A 24248-nucleotide genomic window follows, 5' to 3' on the forward strand; every position below is an offset into this window, starting at 1 on the left:
ATGAGCCTGACATCACTCAATCGTGGTCTGAAGATCCTGACCATGATTGCTGACAAGGGCCGAATGCGCGTGGACGAAATCGCTTCGGTCCTGGACATCCCGCAATCCTCCGCCTACCGCTACATCAAGCTCTTTCGAGAGACCGACTACCTCTATGAGATGGACGGCTATTACTACCCGGGCCTGAGAGTGTCCAGCCGCGACGAGCAAACGGAAAAGCAGCACCTGGTGGAAGTGGCGGCCCCCGTGCTGAACCGGCTATGCAGTCAGACCGGCGAGGCAGTGATCCTGACGGTTCGCGTTCAAATGGCAGCCCTTTGCCTCGAAAGGCTTTCGCCGCGGCGGGCCGATGCGCTGTCGTTCTATCGCGGTTCGGTCCGGCCGCTGCATGCAGGAGCCAGCGCTACCGCATTGCTGGCCTATGCTCCGGCAGAGGTGGTGGCCAACGTCCAGGAAAGCAGCATGCGAAGGTTCACCGCCATGACACCGGACGCCGAGCGCCTTCAGATGTTGCTGCCCACGATCCGCTCCAACGGATTCTCTGTTAGCGAGGGTGAAGTGGACCCGTTCATGATCGGCGTCGCCGCCCCGGTCTTCCGGCATGGCCACTGCATCTGCGCGGTGAGCGTCGCCGGGCGCCAACAGCGCATGAGCGGCAATCGGCTCGACGAAATTATTGAGCTCGTGTGCAAGTCCGCCACCGAGCTCGGCAACGAACTAGATTCAGCCGCCGGCTCCGCAGCATGGATGACAGAGGAAGGGTGGTAGGCCCGGCGCCGCCAAACCCTCCCCGCCCGTAAATACTTTGAAATGGAAACACTATGATTAGCTCCACCTCTTCGATCCTCAGTCCCGACGCCGACCGGCTCTGGACCGACATCATGGACCTCTCGGCAATCGTCGATTCCGACAGTCCCGGCTGGACCCGCGAGGTCTTTTCCGACCCCTACAAGGCCTCGCGATCATGGACGTTGGCACGCATGCGCGCCGCCGGACTGCAGGCCCATATTGACGGGGCCGGCAACATCGTCGGACGCCTGCCCGGCACCAACCCCAACGCGCCGGCCATCATCACCGGATCCCACACGGACACCGTACACTCAGGCGGAAGGTTCGACGGCGTCGTCGGTGTCCTGGGTGCCATCGAGGCCGCCCGGATCCTGCAGGAATCGGGCACCCGCTTGACCAGCGACCTGGTCGTCATGGACTTCCTGGGGGAAGAAGCCAACGGATTCGGCGTCAGTTGCGTAGGGTCCCGTGCCGTCGCCGGGGTCCTCGAGGCCAGCCACCTCGCACGGAAAGACGCCCATGGCGTGTCCATGGGCGAGGCCATAGCCGGTTTCGGGGCAGACCCCAATGCGGCCGTTTCCATGGCCTGGAACCCACGGAACATCAAGTCCTACATCGAACTCCACGTCGAGCAAGGCCCCATGCTGGAACGCAGCGGCAGCCAAATCGGCGTCGTCACCTCCATCGCAGGCATCGAACGGGTGATGGCGGTGTTCACCGGCCGGGCCGACCATGCAGGAACCACACCCATGGACCAACGCGCCGACGCACTCATAGCTGCCGCAGAAGCAATCCTCACCGTGGAACGCGTGGGCTGCGGAGCACCCGTCCACGGTGTGAGCACCACCGGCCGGATAGCGACCGGACACGGCGCGTTCAACGTCGTACCGGACTCCGCCACCATCTGGGCAGAGATCCGCAGCATTGACCCGAGCTGGCTCGGCGGAGCCCGCCGAAGCATCGCGGAGAAAATCGCCGTGGACGCAGCCAAGCGCGGCGTCGACGTGGCCATCGACCTCCTCAATGACCAAGACCCCGTCCCAGCAGCCCAAAGCATGCAGGACACAGTAGCAGCCGCCTCCGATGACCTCGGATACAGCTGGGAAGCCGTGCCCAGCGGCGCCGGACACGACGCCGCACACATGGCCCACCTCGGCCCCATGGGCATGATCTTCGTACCCTCCCAAGACGGACGCAGCCACTGCCCCGATGAATACACGGACAAGATCCAGCTCAGCAACGGAGTGCACGTCCTCGCCAACACCATTCGGCGCCTTGACCTGGCATAACCATCAACTTTCACCGCCCAACGACGGGCACAATTCAGAGAGCCTCACATGACAACACAATCGGCAACGCCAATGCTGCATGACGCCACCTTGTCCAAACAACGCCGGGGCGCACTCCGCGGCGGAATCTTCGGCTACTACGTCGACCAATTCGACATCTTCCTGCCCATCATCACCCTGGCACCCGCCATGAGCTACTTCAACGGCGCAGGTACCCCACCCCAGACTGTCGCCCTTTTCAGTTCCCTGATCTTCATCTCCACCCTCATTGCACGCCCCCTCGGCGCTGCGTTCTTCGGCCACATTGCTGACAAGACCGGCCGCCGGCTCACCACCCTGGTCGCGATCGGCGGCTTCGGCATGGCGACCCTGCTCATGGCCCTGCTTCCCGGCTTTGAAACAGCCGGCCATCTTGGCCTCGCCCTCCTGATCGGGCTGAGATTCATCGGCGGCTTCTTCCTGGGAGGCGAATACTCCGTCGCCATCCCCCTGGCCATGGAATGGGCACCAAAGAAACGGCCTGGGCCCCTGAGCGGCATGATCACATCCATGGCCTCCGTGGCCAACGTCAGCCTGGGACTGATTACCTTTATCTTGCTGTCCTTCATCCCCTCCGCCGGACACGACTCCGCATACGCGGTCTGGGGTTGGAGAATCCCATTCCTTTTGGGCGCAGTCCTGGCAACCGTACTGTTTTTCTTCTACCGCAAGAACGTCCACGACGCACCGGGAACCGAAACAGCCGTCAAGGCAGAGAACCCGATCAAGTCGCTGTTTACCGGCGTCCACCGCCGCAGCCTCATCCAGATTTTCATTCTCATGACAGGCATGTGGATCCTCAGCAACCTCAGCAACGCCGTTCTCACCGGCAGGCTCAAGACCGACGCCCATATTCCTGACCAAACGGTCAGCATCATCATGACCATCGCCCCTCTCGTCACGGCCTGCGCCTTCGTCGCCTCGGGAGCCCTCTCACAAAAGATCGGCCGCCGTTGGTTCTACCGCTGGTACGCCGTCCTGGTCATTGTCGTCGCTCCCCTGCTGTACATCGCCACCATGAGTGTCGGATCCCGAAACGTCATCCTGGCCGGTGTTCTTGCCGTCCTGGTCCAGGTCACCAGCCTGTGCGTATTCGCACCCGTCGGGGCGTACCTGTGCGAACGATTCCCCTCCAGCATCCGCGCCAGCGGCTATGGCGTCGGATACAGCCTCGCAGTCATCATCCCGGCCTTCTACGCCTTCTACATCCAGGCCCTCGGCAACTTCATGCCGGACCGCGTAGCCGTCGCCTCGCTGATCTGCCTCGCCGGCATCCTCGTATGGGTCGGAGCCACCATGGGCCCGGAAACGAAAGACGTCGATCTGAACGACGACTCCAGCTTCACCGTCTAGCCAGCTCCACGAACACCTCGCCTGGCACGAAGGGCGGCCGTTCCCGATGGGAAACGGCCGCCATTCGAACATGAATTCGCCGCTAACCGGGAATGTGCCGCGCCCGGTCAGCCAGCAACGGAAGGACCCAACCTCTCAGCTCCCGATTGGTGCAGCACCCCAGACCTCCGTGGATCCACTCCATGAGTTGTGACATTACTACTGGGGCTGGGACCGGGAATCCCCAGCCGCCCGCCAAACCCTGGCGGATTTGTCGTTTCCAGGATGGTCTTCGCGACGGAGGACACTCTCCCCAGGACGGACTTGGCGATGTCCACTCGGGACATCGGCATTCTGTCGCGGGTGCACCGCAGAATTGCGTCAGCTTCCGCTTCGATGACGGCGTCGGCCCATCCTGCCAGGTAGGCTGCCGATTGGGGGCCACGATCAATGCCATGGGCGCGGAGGACGACGTAGGCCACGGACTCCGCCTCGATTTCGGCGAGGCCGTGGTGTGTGGCGCTGTTGCCATACAGGGCACCAATTGCGTCGCCTGGGACGTGGAGAGAGGCGTGGGCCAGCTCATGGGCGAGCGTCGCCACACGTTCGTCTTGTGCCAGCCACGATCCAACACTGATCAGCTGGCGGGCGTGGTCGGTGAAACCGTCGGCCAAGCCCATTTGCGTGTCTGAAACGACGATGTTGAAGCGTGCCTCACGTGCCACGGCAGTAAGGGACTCCCAGAGCTGAAGCACAGCTGCGGGCTCAGGTGGCCCGGACTCCGGGGCACCTGGAACTGGTATGAACAGAGGTTCACCCTCGGTTTGCGAGACGTCGAAGACGGCCTGTCCGCGCCAGCCAACTATCCGCGAGCGGTTCACTCCGTCGCCCGGTGCGGCAGGTGGACCGTCCATTGCTGAATCGATTGCGGCCGCTTCGTTCGGGGCGATGCGCGCTGTACGCGGTGCGATCACATAGAGGGCATGTTCGCCCTTGAGGACGTAGCGGCCATGGCGTACCCAGTCCTTATAGCCCGCCACGAGTGTGGGTCGCATATTGCCGCGTTGGGCCATTTGCAGCATTAGCAAGGCGATGTTACCGCCGGAGTACCTCCACAGGGTTGCCGAGGTATCGAGCAGCCGGTGCCATTGCCTTGGATCGTCGACGGCCTCAGTCAGCAGCGTGTACAGTCCGTCAGTGAGCTCCGCTACGCGTTCCGCCGGACCCGGATGGGTGGCAGGAGGTGCGCCCCCGTTGGCGACAACGGCGTACAGGGGTCGCGTGGCGGGTTGCGTTGTTGGTTCCATGATGGCGTTCCTTGTCCGAAGTTCAAGATTCGGTCTGATCCGGTTTCGGTTGCCGGGCCATAGGCGCTTCCTCCTGTGGCGGCTTCATCGGGCCCAATCCTGCCTTTTCCGCCGCGGGTGCTGTCATTCCCGGTCCAGTGGTGGGAAACCGCCGCAATGGGGGCTCTCGATGGGTTTGAAGGCTGACGCAGCCGGCCGTCCTGGTGAGATCGCGGAGCCGGGCAATGCTGTGCTCGAGGCGCTCGTGAAAGCCCAAGGGGCCGAAACCGCCGTCGTCCTCGGTATAGGAAGCTTGCTCAGCACGTTGGAGGGCATAGAGCTCGGCGACAATTTCCGAGTGCCGCCACCAGCAATCCGGGATTACTGAGGTGGGCAGGTGGTAGGTTTCCACGAGCCAGTGAACCCAGCGGCCCAGGTGGTCCCAGACGTGTTCGGCCGTGCGCGGGTCCATGTCCCGCCAACGGTAGGTGATGGGCACCCGTTTGGATCCCAGGCCTTTCGTTGAACCGAAGAGCAGGGCTGCGAAGTTGTCCTCTGCCCCGTTTGCAACGTCGTATTCAAAGGATTCGTCCTCGTCCATGGCTATGACTCCTGTTCTTGTACGGGGATGGGCGTTTGTTGCTCGTGTTGTCGTTTGAGGTGGCCGGTGAGCAGTTCGAGCTCGGTTTGTTCCTTGGATCTGCCCAGCTGCGCAGCGTCTTTGCGTTTGTGCCATTCGCGCAGGTCCAGCAAGATGGGGCGGCTGCGTCGCCCGAGCATGATGGCAGTCCCTGCCGGGAGGCGTCGGATCTCATGGAGCGGGATCACCGGTGATTCGCGGATCTGTTCGCCGTCTTGGCGGCCTTGGGCGGACCAGGACCGCGTGTTGAAGGTCAGCGTCCGTTCCCCAATCAGGCCGGCAAGAGCGCGCAGGTCGCGTTCGTCGGAGCCCCCGCCGAAGATGACCTTGATGATGGCTGCGTCCCAGATGGTGGCAGCCTCGTCGATTGACCATCCGGAGCGGGCTTGGGAAAGTGATTGCAGGACGACGATGGTCGAGATGCCGATGCCGCCGCCGTCGGACAAGACAACGGGCAGTCCGGGCCAGGGTGAGAGGTTGGCGATCTCGTCGAGGATCAGGGACAGCGGTGGGTCGAGCCGGCCGCCGGCGGCAACGAAGGCCATTTCACGGGCGGCATAGTCGATGTCGTCAATCAAGGCAGACAGGTATGGCCCGGCGGCCGCTGCACCGCTCTTGGTCCCAATCAAATACAGCGTGCCGCGCTGCTGGATGAACGCCTTGGGGTCGAACTGCTCGCTGGCGCCCTTCGGGTCAAGGGCAGCGAGTACCTTGGGGGACGATAGGGGCGCGGCAGCGGCGGTCACGCCGATCCAGGAGTTGGATGTGTTGCGGGGGTCGTCGTCGATGATGCCGATCAGGTCGGCCTGCCAGCCCAGGGCGGCTTCTGGCCGGCCCAGGATTTCCAGTGCCTCCCGGGCCAGGACAGGGTTGGATGCCCATCTCCGGAACGCCGCCACGCCTTGCCCCGACAGCGCTGCGGCGTGGAGCAGGCATTGGATCACGATCTGCGAACGCGCCTGCCAAGCCGCGTTCTCGCCCTTCAGGGCGCTGTCGGCTGAGATCACCAGTGCCCGGCGGTTGGCCACGTCGGGATCCTGGCAACCACGGACCGGTGACCAGCGCAGCGTTGATGGCAGGCCGGACATGCCTTGCGGGTCAAAGACAGTGACGGGCCGCCCGCCTTCGGCACGGGCCTTCATCGTGACGACCAGGTTGTCGGCCCGGGTGGAGGTGGTGACGACCGCGCCGGGGGCGTCGAGGATGGCGTTGATGACGACGTAAAGGCCCTTGCCGGAGCGCGGTGCGCCTTGGATGACCAGTGACTCCTCCGTGGAAACGTGGACGGTGACGCCGCGAGATTTGCCAATGGTCCATGACACTTCCTCCACTTGTGGGTCTTTTGCGCCGGGACGCGTGTAGCGGCCCCTTTTCAGTGCTGCCCGGGCGCCGAATTCACGGGCTATCTCCGCCCTGCGGGCGACGCCGTCGCGGCTGAGGATGTCCTGTCGCAGCCACGCGCCGGATTGACGCCACGTGTGCCAACGCAGGATCCCTACGAGCGCTGCAAGGGTTATGACCGCGATGACGGGTGTGATGATGAGCCAGAGCTGTCCGGTGCCGATTCGGCAGCTGCCCTGGGTGGGGAGGATCCATTGCATGTGTCCGGTGATCAGGCCGGGTAGGGCCATGGGGCTGAAGTTCCATGGCGCGGCGGTGCCGCAGCGCCATGAGTGGGCGATGTGGGCGGCCACTTGGACGAGGAGGCTGAGTATCACGTATATGGATGTGGCGATCAGGCCCACGGACACCATGGGGTTGCCGTCATCGAGGCGCCGGGGCATTAGAGCATCCTTTCGTCGGTGCCGAAGACGGCGAGCTCGTCGGTGGTGACTTGGTTGGCGACGATGAAGGAGCGGTTGCCGATCTTCCAGAGGCCTACGCCCTTGGGAAGGTTTTCGACGTGTTCGCATTCGGCTTCCGTCAGGCCCAGGGCGTCGCGGGTCAGGCGCATGGCGTCGTGCTTTTGTCGGTAAATGACCCGGGTGTCTGCCTCGGTGAGGAGGCCGAGGGCCTTTTGTCGCAGGCCGCTGGTGCTGTCGCCTATTTCATTGAGGTCGGCAATCTTGTGCATGATGAGCAGGTTCGCGATTCCGTAACTGCGGGCCAGCCGCCATTGCTCGCTCATCTTGGCGAGCATGTAGGGGTCGGCGAGCATCCGCCAGCCTTCGTCGTAGACCACGATTCGTTTGGCGCCGTCGGGGTTCGTCACTGCTGCTTCCAGCCAGGTTGCCCCGCAGGCAGCGGCCAGGGACAGGGCTTGTTCCGAGGCCCCGATGAGTGCTGAGGTGTCCATGACCATGATGGGGGCATCGGCGTCGAACGCCACGGTGGAGGGAGCATCAAACATTCCCTCCAGGTCGCCGGAGACTGTGCGGCGTAGTGAATGTCCGACGCCGGTCCCTCCGCTTGGTCCCACGAGGGCGGCCGTCACCGGGGTCGGGTTGAGCAGGTACTCCAGGACCATGGGCAGCGTGGGTGTGCTGTTGGCCGCGACGGCATCGGTCAGGGCCATGTCTAGGGCGGTGTGTTCGACTGGGCTGAGCGGGACGCCTGGGCGCATGAGCGATACGAGGGCGACGAGCAGGTGGCGGCGGCGCTGCCTGACCACGGCGTGCCATTGTGCGTCGGATAGGGCGCTGGAGCGGGGGCCGGCGTCGAGCGGGTTCACGCGGGCGGCCCGTCCGGGACCAACGGAGATGACCTTGCCGCCGGGGATGGCGTTGGCGACGGGTACCCACTCCCCTTTCGGATCCGAGGCCACGGCCGCCTTGCGCCCGAGCGTGACGGACCGGGTGACGAGGGACTTGCCGCACATGGACTTCCCCGTGCCGACGGTTCCGATGACGACGATGGACGGTCCGCTGATGAATCCCTTGTCGTACATGACCCACGGGTCGTAACAGAAGGCGCCAGAGCCGAAGAGGTCTGTGCCGATGTAGGTTCCCTCCGGGCCGAGTCCGGACTCTGTGAGGAACGGGTACGCGGCAGCCATCGTGAGTGTCGATGCCCGGTGCGGTGCCGGGCGGAGGCGGTGCGGGCCCCACATCGTGGCCCCGTCCCGGTGACCCCAGTCCCCCGTTGTCCCGGCCCCGGTGCTGTCCTCGGCACGTTGTGCCCGCAACTCACGCAAGGACAGCCTGGGTGAGGCGGTAAGGGAACGCTCGGTCCGGCGTCGTGCCTGCCGTTGGCGGTGGCTTTCGCCTGGCGGCGCAAAACCCACGGTGGATACGTGCTTGTTCATTTCAGTCCCCTTCCAAAGGGCAGTGCCCCGGCGATGAAGGCCGGCCATTGCTGGCCGGCCAGCAATCGTAATTCCACAAATGCGCCAGCCGCGGCGGATTCGAGCTCCTGTCGGCAGCGCGACAGCCCGTCGAGTGTCTCGGCTGTGATAGTTACATAGGCGGCGGGACGGACATCTCCATGACCGGCGACGATTTCCTCCTCGCGCTGGGCGACTTCTTCCTCCTCGGCGCGCTGTTCACGGGTCTGGGGTCGGTCCAGGCGGGCGTTGATGCGACGGCGGGTGTCGTGTGCCTCCTGCGCCGAGCGGATATCCCGTAGGGCCTGGTCCGTGGGGATGGCGCGGATGACCTGCGAGACCGTATGCCGGAACTCGCCCACGTAGACCAACGGATGCAGGAACCCCGGATATACCTGCTGGCGGGGCCACTCGGCGACCCAGAACGTTTGGTGGAAACCCGAATCGGTGCGCAGATACGTCCAATGTTCTTCGGCAGCCATCGGCCCCGCCGACACTGGCGCATTGTTGTTTCCCTGTTGGGTGGCCGACGCCCACTTCGCCACGGCTGCCGGATCGAAGGAACCGCGGACGACTGCGGTCACCGCCGTGTCTGACAGCCACTCGGTCACCAGTACACCGTGTGTCTTCAGACCGGTGGTGAATGCCTCCACCTCCGAGCGGAGCACATGTTCCAGGCCGGCCATCGCTCCTCCGGCATCCTTGATCTGGCGGTGTGCCTTGGCGGTGTCGATCACGATGGCCAGGACGATCTCGTGGCTCATGGCGGAGCCGGCAGCCTCGATCAGGGCCAGGTAGGACTGGTCGCCCCACTGGGCGTCGGCAATGCGCTCCGGCGGCACGGCACGCTCGTAGTAGGCGCGCAAGGCACTTGACGGATACGGGACCGTGAAGTCCTGGATCGCTATCCGCGCCACGGCCGGACGCCGGGCCATCGCCGCCTGCACCCTTGACCACGCCTGGACCGCATAGGCCTTGTCATCACCGTCCATGAGCGCAAACGACGTCGTGGTGCAGCGCAGCGCAACGATCGCTTCATGGCCGCTCCGGTCAATGATGAACCCTTCGCCTTTGGCAGTCCTTCGCAGTTCCAAGCTACCCAGGCCGCCGGGAAGTTCCATCGTGCCTACTTGCCGCGCCTGTTCGGGCCGGACCAAGTATCGGGTCTCGTCAAGGACGGAGCGCAGGAAGAACAGGGACGCCGTCCAGGCCCACACCGGGTACGGGATCCGGCCATAATGAAGGATCCCGAAGAGGAGGGTTCCCAGCCAGACGGGCGAGGTCAGGATGAAGGCAACCGGTCCCCCGGCCGCGGACGCGGCGACAGCCACCAAGGTGCCAAGCCCGACCAACGTCAGCTGGTACCACTGCAGCCCCATGAACAGCCCATGCCGCTCATAACGGGGAAACCGGACCGGTTGTAGGATACGGGTCTCTTCACTCATGTTTGCCATCTCCGTTTTGTGACGTATTTCTTGGTGGAATCCTGGATGGGCCGACGACGGGAGGCCCGCTGACCGGCGCCCCGTTTGTGGGTCCGGATGCCGGACCCGATTGGTACGGCGCTCCCGGATGGGGTGGGGGCGGTGGTGTTGAAGCTGGCGACGTTGGGCCCGGCGGCGGGTGCCCGGCTGACTGCGGGCTGTTGCGTCGTCCGGGGTAACGCGACGTCGTCGGGCCTTGAGGCGGAGCGGTCTCTGGTTGCTCGCCGGAGGTGCTTGACGCTGACGGTCCGTGCCGCCCGGACTTGGATGCCGCCGGTGGCATCGGCCAGGCTGTTGACGTCGACGGTTGCGAACTGGCTCCGCCGCCCGCGGTGCCTGCGTTTCCAGGCCCACCCGAGGCTTCTGAAGGTGGCCTCAAGGGAGTCGTATTTGTGCCCGTTGAGACGTTCGGATGCATTGAAGCAACCGGTGTTGGTCCGTGGCTCCCGATACCGGACAAGTGAATCTTGCCGCCAAATTGCCGCCCAACCTGCCGCCCCGTAAAGTTCCCGACGCGGCTGGCAACGTGGCCTCCTCCAGCCATCTGGGCCGCTCCGGCGATTTCACCGCCGGCGAAGCTGACGAGCTTGAGGGCCATCAGCGGTGCCCCGCAAGCCAAGACCATCCCGACGGCGCCGGACGCAAGCCCGCTGAACGACGTCGAATTCGCAAACAGTTTGACCGCCACGGCCAAGACCGTCGCCGCCAACGGTTTGGCAATCAACAGGGCAATGACCGTTTCACACCACAACCTGCTCCAGGACTTGGTTCTCTCCCAGGGCAGTAGCATGAGCGCCACCGGTGCAACCGCGGCCAGCACGATCAACGCGAAGGAGCGGAAGATCATCGAACACATGAGGATGAACGACAGTACCCAGACCACAAGCACGGCAAGAACCGTCACAACGACGGACCCTGCCGGACCGCCGGCGGTGCCCGTGCTCAGTGAGACCACATCCCATTGACGTCCTGAGCCGGCCGGGGCACGCTGGAAACCGAAGAGCCGCATGAAGACCATATACGGGTCCGTGCCTAGGGTGGCCAACAGCGCTGTCGACGCAGAGTCGGTGAAGTTGGAGAGCTTGCTCATCAGGCTGGTTGCCAGAAATACAAGTGGGACTGCAAGAGCGCCGCCGAGCAGGGCCCGCCCGATGCGGCGAGGCTGCTGGCTGACCAGACCGGAGATGAGTTGGATGATCATGACCACCACGAGCGGCGTCATCATGACCACTATCCACCAGTTCGTCAGGCCGCTGACGATGGTCCACTCCGAGGCGTCAATGTTTGAGACGCCGAAGGCACCGGAAATGAACGACCACATCCACGAGGCCATGCTTTCGAGGATGCCGGCAATGTAGGCGGTGACGGACGAGGCGAAATTGTCGTTGGCCTGGGAGACAATCCCGCAGCCGGGCGGCCACCAGCCGCCCAAGTTGCATTTGACCATGGGAAGCATGGCCAGGTCCTAGAATCCGAGGTTGAACGCGCCTTGCGACCACATGATGTAGCCGTTGATACCGCCCAGGATGGCGGCCACCGGCCCCGTCCAGAGCAGGATCATGCCGCCCCCGGATGCCAGGCGGGAAGACTGGCTGAGCTTGCCGGCCAGCAGCATCGCGGCACCGATGATGGCCACGATGGCGATCACGATGAACGCGCCGACGAGGATCCCGCCGCCGATCTGCTTGAGCGACTCGAGAAATGGGAAGTTGGTGTTCGGTGTGATCCCTGGATCCACCGCGGCCAGATACAACATTATGAACTCCAATCGATGCATGCCCACGTGTGTGGACGCTGTTCACCTGCATCATGGAGATTGGGCAGGCCCGCTACATGACCAATTCCGCTGATCCTCGAATAAGGGATAACAGCAGCAGCAGGGGCGACCTTCAGAACCCTGGATCTCGAATAGCATTGAGCGATGGTCGACACCAAAATGACAAAATCCTCAGGCGAACATTGGGTTTGCACTATGCTCAGCCGTCTGAACTGGGGTGTTGCACTAACTCGCGATGGTCTTGAGCGAACGGACATCCTTGCCGTCAAAGCCGATGATTCGAGTCGCATGATTGCCGTTCAGGTCAAGGCTGCGTCGGGCGCAACTAGGCGCACCAGCTGGCCCGTGGGTACAAAAGCCCAGTCGCCGGCCCTCAATGACCGTGAATGGTTTGTATTCGTGGCGCTACCGGAGGAGACGAGCGCTATTCCAAGGTCGTTTGTCGTTCCCCGTAACCACGTTTCTGCCGCCGCCTGGATTGCTCATATGGCTTGGCTCACAGATCCGAGCGCTGAGACCGGCAAGCGCAATGCACCGATCGATAGGGCCCGTGTACCCATCGACGTCTGGGAACGGTACGAAAATCGATGGGATCTGCTCGAACGGTCAGCGTATGAAACTGATGTACTCCTGCCGCCGCACTTTCATGCCCTCGCCCAGTTGGATCGAGTTGGCCTGCCGCCCGGCCACCCTTGGGCGACAACACTGCCATCTTGGCCAATTCCGCCTGTGGACCCTGCCGTGTAGAGATTCTTTGGCTTCATCCGGTCCCGTCACAGCAGAGTACGCAACTATCACGATCTCATGCACCTGGACTGGCGAAGGCTGCTCCCACGAATCCGCATATTGCTATGGGCCGACTGCAAAGTACGCCGTCCCATGATTCCACCCGACGGGGTGCAGCAGTGTCCCAACGGCGGGGTTCAGAGCACTGTACATCAAGCCATTGCCGGCGTAGATGCCGATGTGGCCCCAGTGGTTTGGACCGTCAGGATTTTGTACGACGAGATCACCAATTTGTGGCTCCATGATGCGTTTCCCAGCAGACCACTGCTCGGTACGCGGCAAGTTGATGCCGACCTGGCCGTAAACCCATTGCACGTAGCCCGAGCAGTCCCAGGCCTTGAACGCAGCACCGCCCCAGACGTATTTACCGCCGATTCCTTCTTGGGCGCGGGTGATGATTTCCCTTCGCAATTGGCTCAGGCCGGCTGGCAGCTCCGTGGGTCCCGGAGCGTTTTGTCTCGGACCGCATGTCGTTGGTACCAATGTTGCTCCGAACCCTTCCAAAATCGCATCGGCTTCCTGTCGCCATTGGGAGTACTGTTCTGGAAACGCGGAATTTTGCACAGCTTGCACGGCCTCGCCCGGATCCATCCCTTGCCAGCCCGGAATGTCGAGAAGGCCAGGTGGCGAACCGTGGTTGGGGCCTTGCGGACCGCCGTAAAAGGCTGCGGCGTCATATGCGGGTTGCATGAGTTGCCCAACGGTTCCCCAGCCGTCTGCGGGACGCTGCTGGGCGCTGCCCAGCGAGTCATGGTCGCTGCCCACGCCGTCGTGTGGAAACTGAAGCGACTCGGGCACTGTCGCGTTGGCCAAGTTTTGAAGACCTGACTCCTGCAGCCCCATCATCAGCGCAATCCTGATGCCGCTGTCGGGGACCGAGCGGGCACGGCCCACGGCGATATATGACCGCGCGACAGCGACCTGGGACGCGCTCAATACAATCGGCGAGGCCGACGGCACATTAAGTGAGACGAGTTGCGAAGCCTCCGTGCTAGAGGACGTGACTGGGACCGAGCACGCCGTCGTCGTGCTTTGTGCACCAAAAGCCACAAGTGCGATGGACCCACACAATCCCATGACGGCGCACAGAATGACTACGCTCGTCGCGGCCCCGGCAAGGCGCAGGACCACACGCTTCTTGGCGACTCCGAGGAGCAGTGCCGGGACGGCCATCAGTAAACGATTCGATCAGGTGCGGCGTAGAACGCCACCACTTGGCAGCGATCTACCGGTGCTGTAGCGGCCGGCGGACAGTTCACCACGATGCTTACCGGCACCGTGTACTGATTGGTTCCGGAGCTGGCGTGCTCCGTCACCGCGAGTGTAACCGTGCACACGTGCAACCCAGCCCAGGGTGGGGGTTCCTGAACGTACTGGGCCAGCTGGGCGTCGCAGGAGGCGTTCACCACGCGGGCCGAACGGCGGCCGTGAACTCCGGTAAGTGATGCGTAGGCGGCCGCATTGGTCCCAGTCGCCTCGAATTGCTGGGCGAAAATGGTCAACGGGTTGGACCCGTCCGGGAGCACATGCCACCAGGTGCGGAGTGCGGCATAACTCTGCGAGTACGTGGCCGTGCGAGTGTCCCAGGTGTAAATGGCGCGGGCGGCGGCCTCGGCAAGTTGGCGAAAGTCGCGGGTGGCCGGTTCGCCAACGGCCCGTGTTAGCTGTTCAGCAGCGGCGTTCAGCGTTGTCGGCGGTTTCGTGGGTAGTGGCATGGGAGACGGCGGCTGCGGGGCCGCCGCCACGGCCGACGGAGTCGGGGCCAATCCTTCGGGCGGCGCCGCGGGCATCCGCAAGGACAGCACCATCGCGATTGTGGCAAGGGCTGCCGCCGCCACCAGGAGCAGAATCCCTTGGCGACGGCGGCCAACCCAGGCTCGCTGGAGCAACGTTCTTTGCTTCATGGTCAGGCCTCGTCACTGGAAGTAACTATGCGTCCACCACAGCGACAGTCAACCGCGGAGTGACTGTCTCGGCAGCTGGGACCTTGGAGGTCGTCCCGGCCTGAAGTACATCTTCGGCGGCATGTACGAGATTGCGCACTGTGCCCACCTGGACCTCGATGTAGCGAATACTTATACCCACATCATGGGCGATGCCTTCGATGGCAGTCTGGCGGAGTTCACCCCGAACGCCCGGCAACACGACGCGCTCGGCGATGATCCGATACAGCGGGCTGGGCAAGGATGCAACGACTGCCGTTCGCCGCGCCGCCGCATCGACTAGCCTGTGCGGTTCGACGTCCATCGCATTGCGCACCGTCAAGGCCATTTGGCGAACGACCGAGACGGCCTGCCAGCGCTTGCGCGCCCCGGGATCGCGGTCACACGTCTCTCCGCGATGGCGACCTTCAAGGCAGGCAATGGCCAGTTCCCAAGTCGCCTCCTGCACATGGCTCTTCACGAATAGCAGAATGTCTGTTGCCCACATTCGGTTCGCCACTTGATTGTCAAGTTGCGTCAAATTGACGTCCGCCAAGCGCCGGAACCCGGACTCGCAGGCGTCCAGCAGCGGCAACGCCGGCCTGGACAGCGTTCGACGGATGTGGTCGGCGCACAGATTACTGGCGATCCCCTGGACCCAGGCATCAAACTTCACGCCAGGAACGGCGTGGTAGATGCCACGCACCGTCCCATCCCACGCCGCGACGCGGATCTCTTGCAGAACATCATTCATATCTTGGATGAACCCGTACCGGGCCAGGTGGGACTTCACGTAGGGACGAACACCCTCGACTGCCCGCATCAACTGATCGATGGCAATGTCGGGTACCACCGGACGGGCCAGCGACTGGTCGACGACGACTTCAACTGGTACTTCTAAGGCTTCATTGGTCCAAGGACCCATCATGATCACCGCTTTTGCGTTGATTGGATATCACGCGCGGCGTCCATGGTGAGCGTCGTGCAGAAGATCCTGCGGCACTTAAATGTTGCGGCAGAATCGTACCGGCGTGGGGCCGGACCCAATGGGCTGGGCGTAGTTGTTGATTACGTGCGGCCCAATTCGTAAGGTACTAAGACTAGTCTGCAAGTATCCAACACATATTGTCAAGGGGTCACTCTTACCTTGTTGACCCCGATGAGGCAGAATGAAGTCATGCCACGAATAACGCGTCCGATAGCCAAGGATTGGTCAGCCGAAGTAGAACTGGCCATCGCCACCTTCGGCAATATTGCGCGCACCGAGATCCTCCGTTACCTGCTGGAACACGGACCTGCGGCGCGCGGCGACATTGTGGCCAACGTTGGTGCCAGCGAAGCTAGCGTAGCGAAACACCTGCTGCTCCTTGAGGAAGCAGGTACAGTGGTTGCCGACGTCGAACCTGGACGCCGCCATGGCAGGGCCCCGAGATATTCGGTCGATCGAGCCCGTGTCAGGGCTCTTCTGGAGGCCCACCTGCGGTATATGACCGACCCGACAAGCTAACCTTCCCGTCCGAAGCTGCGATATCGCGGTTGAGGAATTCGGTGATTGCCCTCAAGGTATCCGGGGAGACGTCTGCAAGAGTCCGGGCAGCGAAAGCCTGTACTCGAGCCGCCCGCAGCGCCTTGACGAAGTCCAGCCTGGCCTCAATACTTTCCGGAAGTTCGCCTGACTCCATATCGATCAAAAACGACGGGTCGACGTCGAATATCTCGCAGATTGCGGTCAGTACTTTCTTATTCGTGACCAGCGCACCGGTGCCGTCCTTCATATAGAACCACCGCGCCCGTGACATGCCGATCCCCCGGGAAGCCAGATGCTCCTGGATCTCACGGAAAGTGACGGTTGTGCCGCGTTTTTCAGCGGCAGCGTCGAGGAGGAGGTTGATCCGACGCGCCAAGGCCACTTGCGGTGACGGTGAATCCGGACTGTCGCCGAGTCCAGCGCTCATCCCAGGCTCCTCACGATAATGGCGGCAAAGAGGCCGGCATCCCCTGCCACGTGGTCGGGTTACATCCAGTATTGTCTGCGACCCCCAGTACCGCAATAAGGCCTTCTTCAACATGGGCGGAGCAGAGTTGCCACGGACGCCGCGAGCCTGTCCCCTGCTGCCCGCCCATGTCGCACTCCCAGACGGGCGACTTGCAATGGCCGGAACTCACGTAGTTGGGCGCCATTTACACCATGAACCAAATGAGAGAAGATTGATCAGAATAGACGGGTCCAATCCGTCTTCGAGGAAGCTCACTGGGAGCGCTTTCAATGGAACCCTCAATATTGATGAACCTCACGAGGAGCCGCATCCTCCACATGCTGGTTACCACCGGCCCCGCAACTGGGCCCGATATCTGCAGCGCACTGTGCCTTGCCGACGCAGCTGGGGAGAAGGCACTCGGGGAATTGGTTGTTGCCGGGATCGTGTGTATTTCTGGAGCCAGCCCCGGGCATTTCGGGTCCACCTACGTCAACGACGCGCCGGAAATTTTTCGCGAGATGGCCCAGTTTCGGCGCGGGCTGGGGTTGGAGATATGACTACCGCCTGCATCGGGAGCCTCAAGGCAACCGATCCATCCAACCGTCCGGAATGAAGCCCTAACCAGTTGAGGGTCAAGGGGTCGGTGATGCTTTTTCGACCCTGGATCCATTTAAGTCGGCGGGACACGTACTCGATTCCTGCTCCCACACAAATGCCATGGATGCGCTATGGAGTCCATGTGCCATCACTGTCAATAGCTGTCCGACTGGTACTTCCATGGGTTTGATTGGCCGGTCACACCCTGGCCGGTTCTTCCCGGTGGCGGTCGATCAGTGCAGAATGGGCTCATGTGCGGACGATACGTGGTGGCCCGGGCCACCGCAGACCTGGTGGGCATGTTCGATGTGGCCGAGGTCGGCGAGGGCCTGCCGGGACCGGCCTGGAACTTCAAGCCGACCAACCGGGTGCCGGTGGTGCTCGAATCCGCCAAGGGCACCGACACTGCCGTGCGCCGGCTGGAGGCCGCCCGGTGGTCGCTGACGCCTTCATATTCCAAGGAGCTCAAGACAAAGTTCGCCACCTTCAACGCCCGGGCCGAAACGGCCGCCGAGAAGGCGACCTTCCGGGGATCGGTGAAAAGCAAGCGGGCGATCCTCCCGGCTTATCTGTAGTTGATGGGCAAGCATTGAGTGTTGGCGCAGGTCCACCTCTTGACGTCGCGTCTTCGGCAGCTATGCCGAGGTGATGTGGCAGGCGTGGTGGTTTCCATGAGTATTCGTCGTGGCGAGACTGGGCGGCCTACATGGTCGGGAGCCATATCATTTGTCAGGATTCTGTGCCATCGGTAGTCATCCCGTGCCCGCTAGAGGTCCGGTCAGCGCGGGCCCGGCAGGGGTGTCAGTGATGGCGCCGAACGGCTGGCGGAAGATCTGGTGGTAGAGGTCACCGCCGTAGCTGGTGGTCGCCGGTTCGCCCTCGATGATCCGGTGGGTTCGTCGGCCGGTGGCTTCTCGCTGTGCCTGCAGAAAAAGGGCGTCCGGCAGGTGCTGGGCGTAGAAACCGTGGGCCAGGTCGAAGAAATGAGTGACGAAGACGACCCTCATGTTGGCCTCCAGCAGGGCTGAGATGATGTTGCCGGCGATGGCGGATCCTTCCCGTTCGTTGGTGGCGGCGAAGGATTCGTTGAAGAGAACGAGTGAGTGCGGGGTCAGGTTGTCTGCGATGGCGCTCATCCGGGCCAGTTCCTCGTCGAGTTTCCCGCTTTGGAGTTCGGCGTCTTCCTCGCGTTTGTAATGGGTGTGGATCCCGTTGCTGATGCTGGAGGTGAAGTAGTCGGCGCAGACGAACATGCCGCATTGCATCATCAGTTGGGCTGTTCCCAGGCTGCGCAGGAACGTTGATTTCCCGCCTTCGTTGGCACCGGTGACCATGATGAGATTGCGGCCCGCGGCGTCCATGTCGTTGCCGACCACCCCGGCCGTCCCGGCCAAGACGAGGGAGAGGTCTTGGAGGTTCCGGGCGCCGAGCTCGTGCTGGTTCATGGGTTCGGGTTTGGGGAAGCAGATCGGTGCGCCGTTGGTTTCCAGTGCGTGGCGCAGGTTTAGGCACCCGATGTAGAAGGCGAGCTCGGCGCGGAGCAGGGTGAAGAAGCTGACGATGTGGGCGTCGGCCTGATCCAGGGCGTGGGCGGCCAGGGCGATGCCGTGGTTGTGTAGTTCGGCGAGTGCGCGGGCCCCTGCTTCATCCCGGGGGTGGATCTCGAAGGAATAGGATTCGTCTTGCCGTTTGTACATCCGTCGCATCCAGTTGCCGTCCGGCTCGTTGGGCCGCCTGAGTGTGTACTGCTCGCCCTTGTTCGCATAGCCCAGCCCTGCGCTGATCAGGACTCCGTGGCGCAGGCGCAACAGGTCCAGGTGGCTGGTGGCGAGTTGGAAGTAGTCCTCGTTGATTTCGTCACTGATCATGGTGAAGAACCGGGTGAAACCGGGGGAACTGAATTTGTCCTTGTTGTCCTCGGCGATGGTGCGCAAGCGGCGCATCATCCCGATGAGCAGTTCCAGGGACTGGATGGATCGACGCAGGATCGCATCGGGGTAGTTGAAGAAGATGCTGTGATAGATCTTCTTTTCCGCGGCAACGGTCTCTTCGGCCAGGGCATAGAGGGCCCGGACGGCGTCCGGCTTCTCCAGGGCATCGATCAGGTTTTGTTGGCGGTAGATGATGTCCCCAACCGTGGCCAGCGGCGTCAACAGGACACCTTCTACGGCGTCGTGCAGGTAGGGGTCCCCGCCTGCCATCGCCGTGAAGAGCCGTTCAAGGTCCAGGTCCCTGGCCAGGGCCCTGGACGTCGTGGAGCTCTCGGCGCCTCGGCCAAGGTCCTTGCCGTCGTACATCAGGAAGGCCTTCATGGGATGATCCGTTCCTTGAGCTGGTCGTGGGTGAGGCGGTATTTTCGGGCGAGGACCATGGCATAGGCGAGCCCGTCGGCCGGTTTCCGTATGACCTTGAAGGTCCGTTTCACCGGATCCTTTTCATCGACAGTGCTGACCATGCTCACCGTTGCCCGGTTCAGGGAGGCCAGTTCGTCCACGAAGGTCACGCACACGCAGACCGGCCCCATGTCGGTGAGCGTGCCCAGGATTTTTCCGCCCAGGTCGATGGCATCGGCGAGGGTGGTGGAGGTGAATATTTCATTGAGGATCACCAGGCTCTCCGGTGTGGCCTGGTGGAGGACGGCGTGGATGCGGACCAGGTCATCCATCAGTTTTCCCCGCAGGTCCGCCGTGTTTTCACCGCGTTCAAAATGGGTGAATATTTTGTCCGGCAAAAACAGCTCCGCCCGCGTGCCGGGGACAGGTAGTCCCAGGGACGCCAGATAGTGGAGCTGGCCGACGGTGCGTGCAAAGGTTGTCTTGCCGCCCTGGTTGGGGCCCGAGACGACGAAGATCCGTTCCGGGGCACGGAGACTGAAATCGTTGCACACCACCGGCCGGTGCTTGGCCGCCAGCACGTGGGCCAGGGCCAGGTCGAAGGTGTCCTCCACGCGCAGGTCCTTGGAAGCCGACACTGTCGGCAGGCAAAAGTGCAGTCCGGCGTCGGCGAGTGGTGCGGTGTGGTCAAGGTAGGCCAGGTAGAACTGGATCTCCCGGTCAAAGCGGAGCATCACCTCGTCGGCAAAGGCCTGGTGGTCCTGGAAGAAGCGGTCCAGTGCGGCAAAGACATCCGGGAAGAGTTTTGCCACACGGTCCAGGACCATGGCCTCGACATGGTCCATCTCAATGATGGTCCGGCCCTTGTCTTCATAGCCACCGAGGGCGTGTTGCTGGAAGCGTTGGAAGGTCTCCTGCACCTGGGCGGCATGGTCCGCTTGACCGCTGTAGCGGGAGACCGTGACCCGGCTGCCCCTGATCCTCAGACAGTACCTCAGCTCGCTGAGCCCCGTGAGGACCCCCCGCGCATCTGTTCCTAGGGTGTGGAAGGCGTCGGAGTCGGCATAGCGGCGCAGGTGGTCGCGCAACGCCAGAAGCCCCGGCGAGGCCGGATCGGCGTCGTCCAATTCGCGGCGGAGTGCTTCGACCGCGGCGCAATAGCACTCGGCTGCGACGACAAAAACGGCCTCGCGCTGGTACAGGTAGCGGAGTGCGGCCGCCTGGGCCAGGTGGCTGCGCATGTTCTGGAGACTGCGGGCCCAGGAATCAATCATGGCCCGAAGGGCACCGTCTTCAAGGTCGGAGATGACCTGGTGGCGGTAGGCGATCTCCTCCACACTTGTCAGGGGGCTGAGAAAAAGGGGTGTGAGGTCGTAGGGCTCCCGCCCTGCCGTCACGTTCTGGATGATCTGGTTGAGTTGCAGGTCGGCGAGGAAGGAATCCTGCCCCGGACGCACGGGCGCCGCCGGGGGGTGCATGAACAAGATGCTGGAAAAGGGTTTGGTGCCCGGTTCAGCAACCATGATGGGTTCGGTAGGGGAAAGCACGGTGGCACCTCCGTCCGTTGCGTGCGGACAGGAGCCATAAGCCGTGCGGCAGTTTGAGCCGAAAACGCCGACTCGGGCGGGTTCCATCGCCTATGCCCATGCTAAACCGAAATGCGGGCGATGGCCACGCCAACCGGGTGGCGGGCACCTCTGAACCAGGCCCGAATGTTCGGGGTCCATGAGGCCGGTGGCGGAGTATGATGCAAATAGCAACAGGGTGGAGGGTCCCACCCTTCGAAGCAGCGGCCATGCCGCCAACGGTCCCTACCTTTGAACAAGATGCAACGGTGTTTTGGACGGTGGGACGGTGAGTGCTTTTCTTTCGGAATTCCTCCTGCGGGACAGGTGTCTCCCGGCCGTGGCCCGGCGCGAAACCCGGTAGCCACGCCGGGCCGGCGGGGCGGTAGCGTCATGGTGGTGAACTTGGCACTGAATGCCGTGGGCGTGGCTCGTGGCAGGAAGGTGATCCTCACCGGTGTCACCCTCGGATTGATTCCCGGCGCGAAAATAGGGGTCGTCGGACCGAACGGCGCCAGCAAATCGACACTGCTGAAGATCATGGCCGTCCTTGAGCAGCCCACCGATGGCGCCCTCACCCGTCCTTCAAATCGTCGCCCTCACGGGGGTGCACATGGGAAGGGTCCGGCGCCAACGCACCCCCAACGGGGACTGCCGGTGGTTTGCAGTGCTCCTACACCACGGAATGGGCCGCCGCTCACTCCCTGGCGGTGCGGCAGCCGACCAACACCAGCCGGGAGCCGCCCCGCCAAGGTGGCGACCAGGGAGCCAATGCGCAGGAAAGGAAGCAGCCATGACGGGCACGACGGAGGAAACCGGGCATGTGTACCTGGTGCGGCACGGTGAAACCGCGCTGAACGCCGCCCACTACATCCGCGGCCACGCAAACCCCGCCCTGGACCGGGCCGGCCTGGTTGAGGCCCACGCCCTCGCCGCGGTCTTTTCCGCCAAACACCTGGTCCAGGTGATTTAAAGTCCCTTGGGCCGGGCGGCGGAAACCGCGCGCATCATTGCCGAAACGGCCAGGGTGCCCCACAGCAAGGATGACCGGTTCACCGACCGAGACTACGGGCCCTGGACCGGGTACAGCGAGTTCACTGTCGCCGGCCGGTGGGGCAGCCCCGACCAGGCACCCGGTGTCGAGCCCACCGCGGCCATCCTGGCCCGGGCCCGGCCCGCACTCGACGCCGTCCTGGACAGCATCCCCGGCGGGCCGGTGGCCATTGTCACCCACGACGCCGTCATCCGCGCCCTGCTCGCCGACCTTGACCCCGCCCGGTCCCGGCCCAGTGACCCTCCCGGGTGCTGGAACCACCTCACCCGCACCCAAGGCACCTGGACGGTGGAGGAGGTCGACCAGAAACCAGTGCTGGCAAACCTGAGCGCCCCCGCCCGCAGGGACCAGCGGTCCTGGTGAGTGATGCGGGCACCACACACCCCACACCACGCCGGAACGTCCCGCTGCTCTTTCATCGCCGCGAGGCCCCGCCGCCCGGGCGACCCCGGGGCGCCGGCGATAGAATGAAAGCAGACAGGCAGGCAGGGTTGCCTGTGATCCTTACGGGGGTGGGCCCCACCGGACCGGGATGAAGCATGTCCCGGTCGAATTGCACCGCGCCAACGGGTCCGGGTCGGGATGAAACGTCGTGGTCAGGATGAGTTTCTCGCAGGAATCGCCGATTTCCGCGGTTGAGATGATGCGTTTTGGGCGCCCGTCGTGGCTTCCACCCTTCGGGCACGGCAACGGCCTGGACGCACTGTTCTGGGCGTGCATCGCCGAACTGCCCCACACCGCCATCGACGGCATCCTGGACGCACTGCGCGAGCAGGACATCCCGGGCTGGGCCGCACCGGTCAAAACGGCCGCCAAGGCCCGCCACCGTGGCACCGACACCTGCGCAGAAACCAACACCGAACCGTTCCGGCTCTGGGTGGCCACCCTGCGCTTCAACGATGCCGAAAACGTCCTCATCACCGTCCTGAACAACAACCCACAACCACGCAACGGACCCACACCGTGACAGCCACTCCCCGGCCCGGGGCCCAGCCGCCGGCACGGGATGTCTCCCCCTCCGGGCTGATTCGTCCCATGGACCCGGCACTCTAAACTCGTCGGATGAACAGAAACGAACAACGGCCGCAGGACCAGGCCACGCACGGGACACCACAGCACCCCCTCGGGCGTCCCGACGACGACCGCGCCCGCCTGCTGAGGCTGCCCCAGATCCGGCACTGGATCATGGTCCCGGCCCTGCTCTCCGTGCTCATCATTGCCCTGGGGCTGACCGCAAAAACGATACCCGGGATCACCTCCGGCGAACTGGCCGTGGACCAGGACCTGAGCCGCCACCACGACGGGTTCCTCAACGTCCTCGGCCTGGCCATCAACACCATCCTGGGCCCGGCCATCGGTGTGGCCATTGTCGCGGCAGTGTTCCTTTTCCTCCTCCTTGTCCGGCGCTCGCCCGTCAACGCGACGGCCGTTGCCGCGGTCGCGGCCGTGGGCTGGCTCTCCAGCCAGGTCTTCAAGGTCATCGTCGCCCGGCAGAGGCCCAACCCCGCGGCCCTGTTTGACCCGCTCGCCCCGGAGACCGGATCGAACAGCTTCCCCAGTGGACACACCTGCCTGGCCACAGCCTTGGTCATTGCCTTCTGGTTTCTTGCCAGAAACACCCGGTGGGAGAAGCCGGTGGCCATCCTCGGGGCCGTGTTCGCCCTCGGCGTCGGGCTCTCCCGGCTGTACGTCGGCGTCCACTACCCCAGTGACATCCTCGCCTCCTTCCTGGTCCCGTGCGCGGCCATTCTCTTCTTCACCGGCCTCTGGAACCGGTATGCAGCAGCCGTCCTGCCACGGATCCCGTTGCTGTCCCGCTTCGGGCCCGTCCCGGCCGCCGGTGCCGTCCCGGCAAAATAGCACCCCAAAGCCGTTTCGTGGCCGGCGCACAGAGGCGGCCGGCCACAGCAGCCAGGGGCCACAGGCCCGGACGTGGTCCGTGGCGGTCGGGGTGCGGGGGCTGAATCGGGAAGTGCCGTGGACCTTCACGGTGCGATGCTGGCGGCCCAGCGACCACAGCGGCAGGGGCAGCATGGCACCAGCCTGAGGCCGGAGCCGCGGTGTTGGTGGCAGGGTGGGGCATGGCCGAATCGGACCGTGCCGCTGCCGGCGTG

General features: G+C 63.6%; 22 protein-coding genes, 2 pseudogenes and 1 riboswitch. Of the genes and pseudogenes, 11 read left to right on the plus strand and 13 right to left on the minus strand.

The features are described 5' to 3' along the window. Genes MMF96_RS07615 through MMF96_RS07625 form a run of 3 tightly spaced genes read left to right on the plus strand, consistent with a single transcriptional unit; the run spans position 1 to position 3470 of the window. Positions 1 to 768, plus strand: coding sequence for an IclR family transcriptional regulator (locus MMF96_RS07615; RefSeq protein WP_256883109.1), 768 nt, complete (start codon positions 1 to 3; stop codon positions 766 to 768). Between the two features lie 53 nt (positions 769 to 821). Continuing rightward, positions 822 to 2078 carry a M20 family metallo-hydrolase gene (locus tag MMF96_RS07620; protein ID WP_256883110.1) on the plus strand — a complete coding sequence of 419 codons (1257 nt, stop codon included), beginning with the start codon at positions 822 to 824 and terminating at the stop codon, positions 2076 to 2078. Between the two features lie 48 nt (positions 2079 to 2126). Then, on the plus strand, positions 2127 to 3470 hold the full coding sequence (locus MMF96_RS07625; protein WP_256883111.1) for an MFS transporter: 1344 nt from the start codon (positions 2127 to 2129) through the stop codon (positions 3468 to 3470). A 107-nt stretch (positions 3471 to 3577) separates the two neighbouring features. Here the strand turns inward: MMF96_RS07625 and MMF96_RS07630 are convergent, their stop codons facing one another. Genes MMF96_RS07630 through MMF96_RS07660 form a run of 7 tightly spaced genes read right to left on the minus strand, consistent with a single transcriptional unit; the run spans position 3578 to position 11877 of the window. Continuing rightward, positions 3578 to 4756, minus strand: coding sequence for an ArdC-like ssDNA-binding domain-containing protein (locus tag MMF96_RS07630; RefSeq protein WP_256883112.1), 1179 nt, complete (start codon positions 4754 to 4756; stop codon positions 3578 to 3580). 22 nt (positions 4757 to 4778) lie between these two features. Next, the gene (locus tag MMF96_RS07635) at positions 4779 to 5336 is read right to left on the minus strand and encodes a hypothetical protein (protein WP_256883113.1); all 558 of its coding nucleotides are present in this window, start codon (positions 5334 to 5336) and stop codon (positions 4779 to 4781) included. Between the two features lie 2 nt (positions 5337 to 5338). Then, the gene (locus tag MMF96_RS07640) at positions 5339 to 7159 is read right to left on the minus strand and encodes a type IV secretory system conjugative DNA transfer family protein (RefSeq protein WP_256883114.1); all 1821 of its coding nucleotides are present in this window, start codon (positions 7157 to 7159) and stop codon (positions 5339 to 5341) included. Further along, entirely contained in the window at positions 7159 to 8619 is a 1461-nt protein-coding gene (locus MMF96_RS07645) for an ATP-binding protein (RefSeq protein WP_256883115.1), read from the minus strand. Before MMF96_RS07645 ends, MMF96_RS07640 begins: the two co-directional genes overlap by 1 nt. Continuing rightward, complete coding sequence (locus MMF96_RS07650; RefSeq protein ID WP_256883116.1) at positions 8616 to 10082, minus strand: SCO6880 family protein; 1467 nt, start codon at positions 10080 to 10082, stop codon at positions 8616 to 8618. Before MMF96_RS07650 ends, MMF96_RS07645 begins: the two co-directional genes overlap by 4 nt. After that, a complete protein-coding gene (locus MMF96_RS07655) occupies positions 10075 to 11577 on the minus strand; it encodes a type IV secretion system protein (protein WP_256883117.1) in 1503 nt (500 codons plus the stop codon). The genes MMF96_RS07650 and MMF96_RS07655 overlap by 8 nt, the downstream gene beginning before the upstream one ends. Positions 11578 to 11586: 9 nt before the next feature. Beyond that, positions 11587 to 11877 carry a hypothetical protein gene (locus MMF96_RS07660; RefSeq protein ID WP_256883118.1) on the minus strand — a complete coding sequence of 97 codons (291 nt, stop codon included), beginning with the start codon at positions 11875 to 11877 and terminating at the stop codon, positions 11587 to 11589. Between the two features lie 165 nt (positions 11878 to 12042). Here MMF96_RS07660 and MMF96_RS07665 point away from each other — a divergent pair, with 165 nt between their 5' ends. After that, positions 12043 to 12645: a hypothetical protein gene (locus MMF96_RS07665; RefSeq protein ID WP_256883119.1), complete on the plus strand. Its 603-nt coding sequence runs from the start codon at positions 12043 to 12045 to the stop codon at positions 12643 to 12645. 102 nt (positions 12646 to 12747) lie between these two features. Here MMF96_RS07665 and MMF96_RS07670 read toward each other — a convergent pair whose 3' ends face one another. The 3 genes from MMF96_RS07670 to MMF96_RS07680 form a co-directional block, all read right to left on the minus strand. Beyond that, a complete protein-coding gene (locus tag MMF96_RS07670; protein WP_256883120.1) occupies positions 12748 to 13578 on the minus strand; it encodes an NlpC/P60 family protein in 831 nt (276 codons plus the stop codon). A 278-nt stretch (positions 13579 to 13856) separates the two neighbouring features. Then, positions 13857 to 14399, minus strand: coding sequence for a hypothetical protein (locus tag MMF96_RS07675; protein WP_256883121.1), 543 nt, complete (start codon positions 14397 to 14399; stop codon positions 13857 to 13859). 214 nt (positions 14400 to 14613) lie between these two features. Further along, a complete protein-coding gene (locus MMF96_RS07680; protein ID WP_256883168.1) occupies positions 14614 to 15534 on the minus strand; it encodes a sigma factor in 921 nt (306 codons plus the stop codon). A gap of 249 nt (positions 15535 to 15783) precedes the next feature. On the opposite strand from MMF96_RS07680, the gene MMF96_RS19865 reads away from it, so the two are divergent. Continuing rightward, positions 15784 to 16113 (plus strand): ArsR/SmtB family transcription factor, encoded by a 330-nt coding sequence (locus tag MMF96_RS19865; protein ID WP_375141411.1) that lies wholly within the window; start codon positions 15784 to 15786, stop codon positions 16111 to 16113. Here the strand turns inward: MMF96_RS19865 and MMF96_RS07690 are convergent. Further along, positions 16061 to 16561 carry a hypothetical protein gene (locus MMF96_RS07690; RefSeq protein WP_256883123.1) on the minus strand — a complete coding sequence of 167 codons (501 nt, stop codon included), beginning with the start codon at positions 16559 to 16561 and terminating at the stop codon, positions 16061 to 16063. The genes MMF96_RS19865 and MMF96_RS07690 overlap by 53 nt on opposite strands. A gap of 359 nt (positions 16562 to 16920) precedes the next feature. Here MMF96_RS07690 and MMF96_RS07695 point away from each other — a divergent pair, with 359 nt between their 5' ends. Both MMF96_RS07695 and MMF96_RS07700 read left to right on the plus strand, forming a co-directional pair. Beyond that, entirely contained in the window at positions 16921 to 17142 is a 222-nt protein-coding gene (locus MMF96_RS07695; protein ID WP_256883124.1) for a hypothetical protein, read from the plus strand. 291 nt (positions 17143 to 17433) lie between these two features. Beyond that, positions 17434 to 17757, plus strand: coding sequence for an SOS response-associated peptidase (locus MMF96_RS07700; protein WP_256883125.1), 324 nt, complete (start codon positions 17434 to 17436; stop codon positions 17755 to 17757). A 177-nt stretch (positions 17758 to 17934) separates the two neighbouring features. Here the strand turns inward: MMF96_RS07700 and MMF96_RS07705 are convergent, their stop codons facing one another. Together MMF96_RS07705 and MMF96_RS07710 are read right to left on the minus strand one after the other, a co-directional pair. Next, the gene (locus MMF96_RS07705) at positions 17935 to 19494 is read right to left on the minus strand and encodes a hypothetical protein (RefSeq protein ID WP_256883126.1); all 1560 of its coding nucleotides are present in this window, start codon (positions 19492 to 19494) and stop codon (positions 17935 to 17937) included. Further along, positions 19491 to 21062, minus strand: a complete 1572-nt coding sequence (locus MMF96_RS07710) for a hypothetical protein (RefSeq protein WP_256883127.1) — start codon at positions 21060 to 21062, stop codon at positions 19491 to 19493. The genes MMF96_RS07705 and MMF96_RS07710 overlap by 4 nt, the downstream gene beginning before the upstream one ends. 21 nt (positions 21063 to 21083) lie before the next feature. Further along, a riboswitch (Fluoride riboswitch) is annotated at positions 21084 to 21162 on the minus strand. A gap of 311 nt (positions 21163 to 21473) precedes the next feature. Between MMF96_RS07710 and MMF96_RS07715 the strand changes: the two are divergent. The 4 genes and pseudogenes from MMF96_RS07715 to MMF96_RS07730 form a co-directional block, all read left to right on the plus strand. Next, a pseudogene (locus tag MMF96_RS07715) lies at positions 21474 to 21650 on the plus strand (ATP-binding cassette domain-containing protein); the annotation flags it as partial. 223 nt (positions 21651 to 21873) lie between these two features. Beyond that, a pseudogene (locus MMF96_RS07720) lies at positions 21874 to 22497 on the plus strand (histidine phosphatase family protein). A 229-nt stretch (positions 22498 to 22726) separates the two neighbouring features. After that, positions 22727 to 23101, plus strand: a complete 375-nt coding sequence (locus MMF96_RS07725; RefSeq protein ID WP_256883128.1) for a hypothetical protein — start codon at positions 22727 to 22729, stop codon at positions 23099 to 23101. A gap of 95 nt (positions 23102 to 23196) precedes the next feature. Beyond that, complete coding sequence (locus MMF96_RS07730; protein WP_256883129.1) at positions 23197 to 23994, plus strand: phosphatase PAP2 family protein; 798 nt, start codon at positions 23197 to 23199, stop codon at positions 23992 to 23994. The last annotated feature ends 254 nt before the right edge of the window (positions 23995 to 24248 follow it).

Source organism: Arthrobacter sp. STN4, assembly GCF_024539665.1.
Lineage (GTDB): Bacteria > Actinomycetota > Actinomycetes > Actinomycetales > Micrococcaceae > Specibacter.

What these genes read in the sequence shown, in the direction of transcription:
- MMF96_RS07695 (WP_256883124.1), top strand. Translation starts at nt 16,921, where the DNA reads ATGCTGGTTACCACCGGCCCCGCAACTGGGCCCGATATCTGCAGCGCA.
- MMF96_RS07660 (WP_256883118.1), bottom strand. Translation starts at nt 11,877, where the DNA reads ATGTTGTATCTGGCCGCGGTGGATCCAGGGATCACACCGAACACCAAC.
- MMF96_RS07730 (WP_256883129.1), top strand. Translation starts at nt 23,197, where the DNA reads ATGAACAGAAACGAACAACGGCCGCAGGACCAGGCCACGCACGGGACA.
- MMF96_RS07705 (WP_256883126.1), bottom strand. Translation starts at nt 19,494, where the DNA reads ATGAAGGCCTTCCTGATGTACGACGGCAAGGACCTTGGCCGAGGCGCC.
- MMF96_RS07675 (WP_256883121.1), bottom strand. Translation starts at nt 14,399, where the DNA reads ATGCCACTACCCACGAAACCGCCGACAACGCTGAACGCCGCTGCTGAA.
- MMF96_RS07680 (WP_256883168.1), bottom strand. Translation starts at nt 15,534, where the DNA reads ATGATGGGTCCTTGGACCAATGAAGCCTTAGAAGTACCAGTTGAAGTC.
- MMF96_RS07645 (WP_256883115.1), bottom strand. Translation starts at nt 8,619, where the DNA reads ATGAACAAGCACGTATCCACCGTGGGTTTTGCGCCGCCAGGCGAAAGC.
- MMF96_RS07635 (WP_256883113.1), bottom strand. Translation starts at nt 5,336, where the DNA reads ATGGACGAGGACGAATCCTTTGAATACGACGTTGCAAACGGGGCAGAG.
- MMF96_RS07640 (WP_256883114.1), bottom strand. Translation starts at nt 7,159, where the DNA reads ATGCCCCGGCGCCTCGATGACGGCAACCCCATGGTGTCCGTGGGCCTG.
- MMF96_RS07630 (WP_256883112.1), bottom strand. Translation starts at nt 4,756, where the DNA reads ATGGAACCAACAACGCAACCCGCCACGCGACCCCTGTACGCCGTTGTC.
- MMF96_RS07620 (WP_256883110.1), top strand. Translation starts at nt 822, where the DNA reads ATGATTAGCTCCACCTCTTCGATCCTCAGTCCCGACGCCGACCGGCTC.
- MMF96_RS19865 (WP_375141411.1), top strand. Translation starts at nt 15,784, where the DNA reads ATGCCACGAATAACGCGTCCGATAGCCAAGGATTGGTCAGCCGAAGTA.
- MMF96_RS07625 (WP_256883111.1), top strand. Translation starts at nt 2,127, where the DNA reads ATGACAACACAATCGGCAACGCCAATGCTGCATGACGCCACCTTGTCC.
- MMF96_RS07655 (WP_256883117.1), bottom strand. Translation starts at nt 11,577, where the DNA reads ATGCTTCCCATGGTCAAATGCAACTTGGGCGGCTGGTGGCCGCCCGGC.
- MMF96_RS07615 (WP_256883109.1), top strand. Translation starts at nt 1, where the DNA reads ATGAGCCTGACATCACTCAATCGTGGTCTGAAGATCCTGACCATGATT.
- MMF96_RS07690 (WP_256883123.1), bottom strand. Translation starts at nt 16,561, where the DNA reads ATGAGCGCTGGACTCGGCGACAGTCCGGATTCACCGTCACCGCAAGTG.
- MMF96_RS07665 (WP_256883119.1), top strand. Translation starts at nt 12,043, where the DNA reads ATGGTCGACACCAAAATGACAAAATCCTCAGGCGAACATTGGGTTTGC.
- MMF96_RS07700 (WP_256883125.1), top strand. Translation starts at nt 17,434, where the DNA reads ATGTGCGGACGATACGTGGTGGCCCGGGCCACCGCAGACCTGGTGGGC.
- MMF96_RS07650 (WP_256883116.1), bottom strand. Translation starts at nt 10,082, where the DNA reads ATGAGTGAAGAGACCCGTATCCTACAACCGGTCCGGTTTCCCCGTTAT.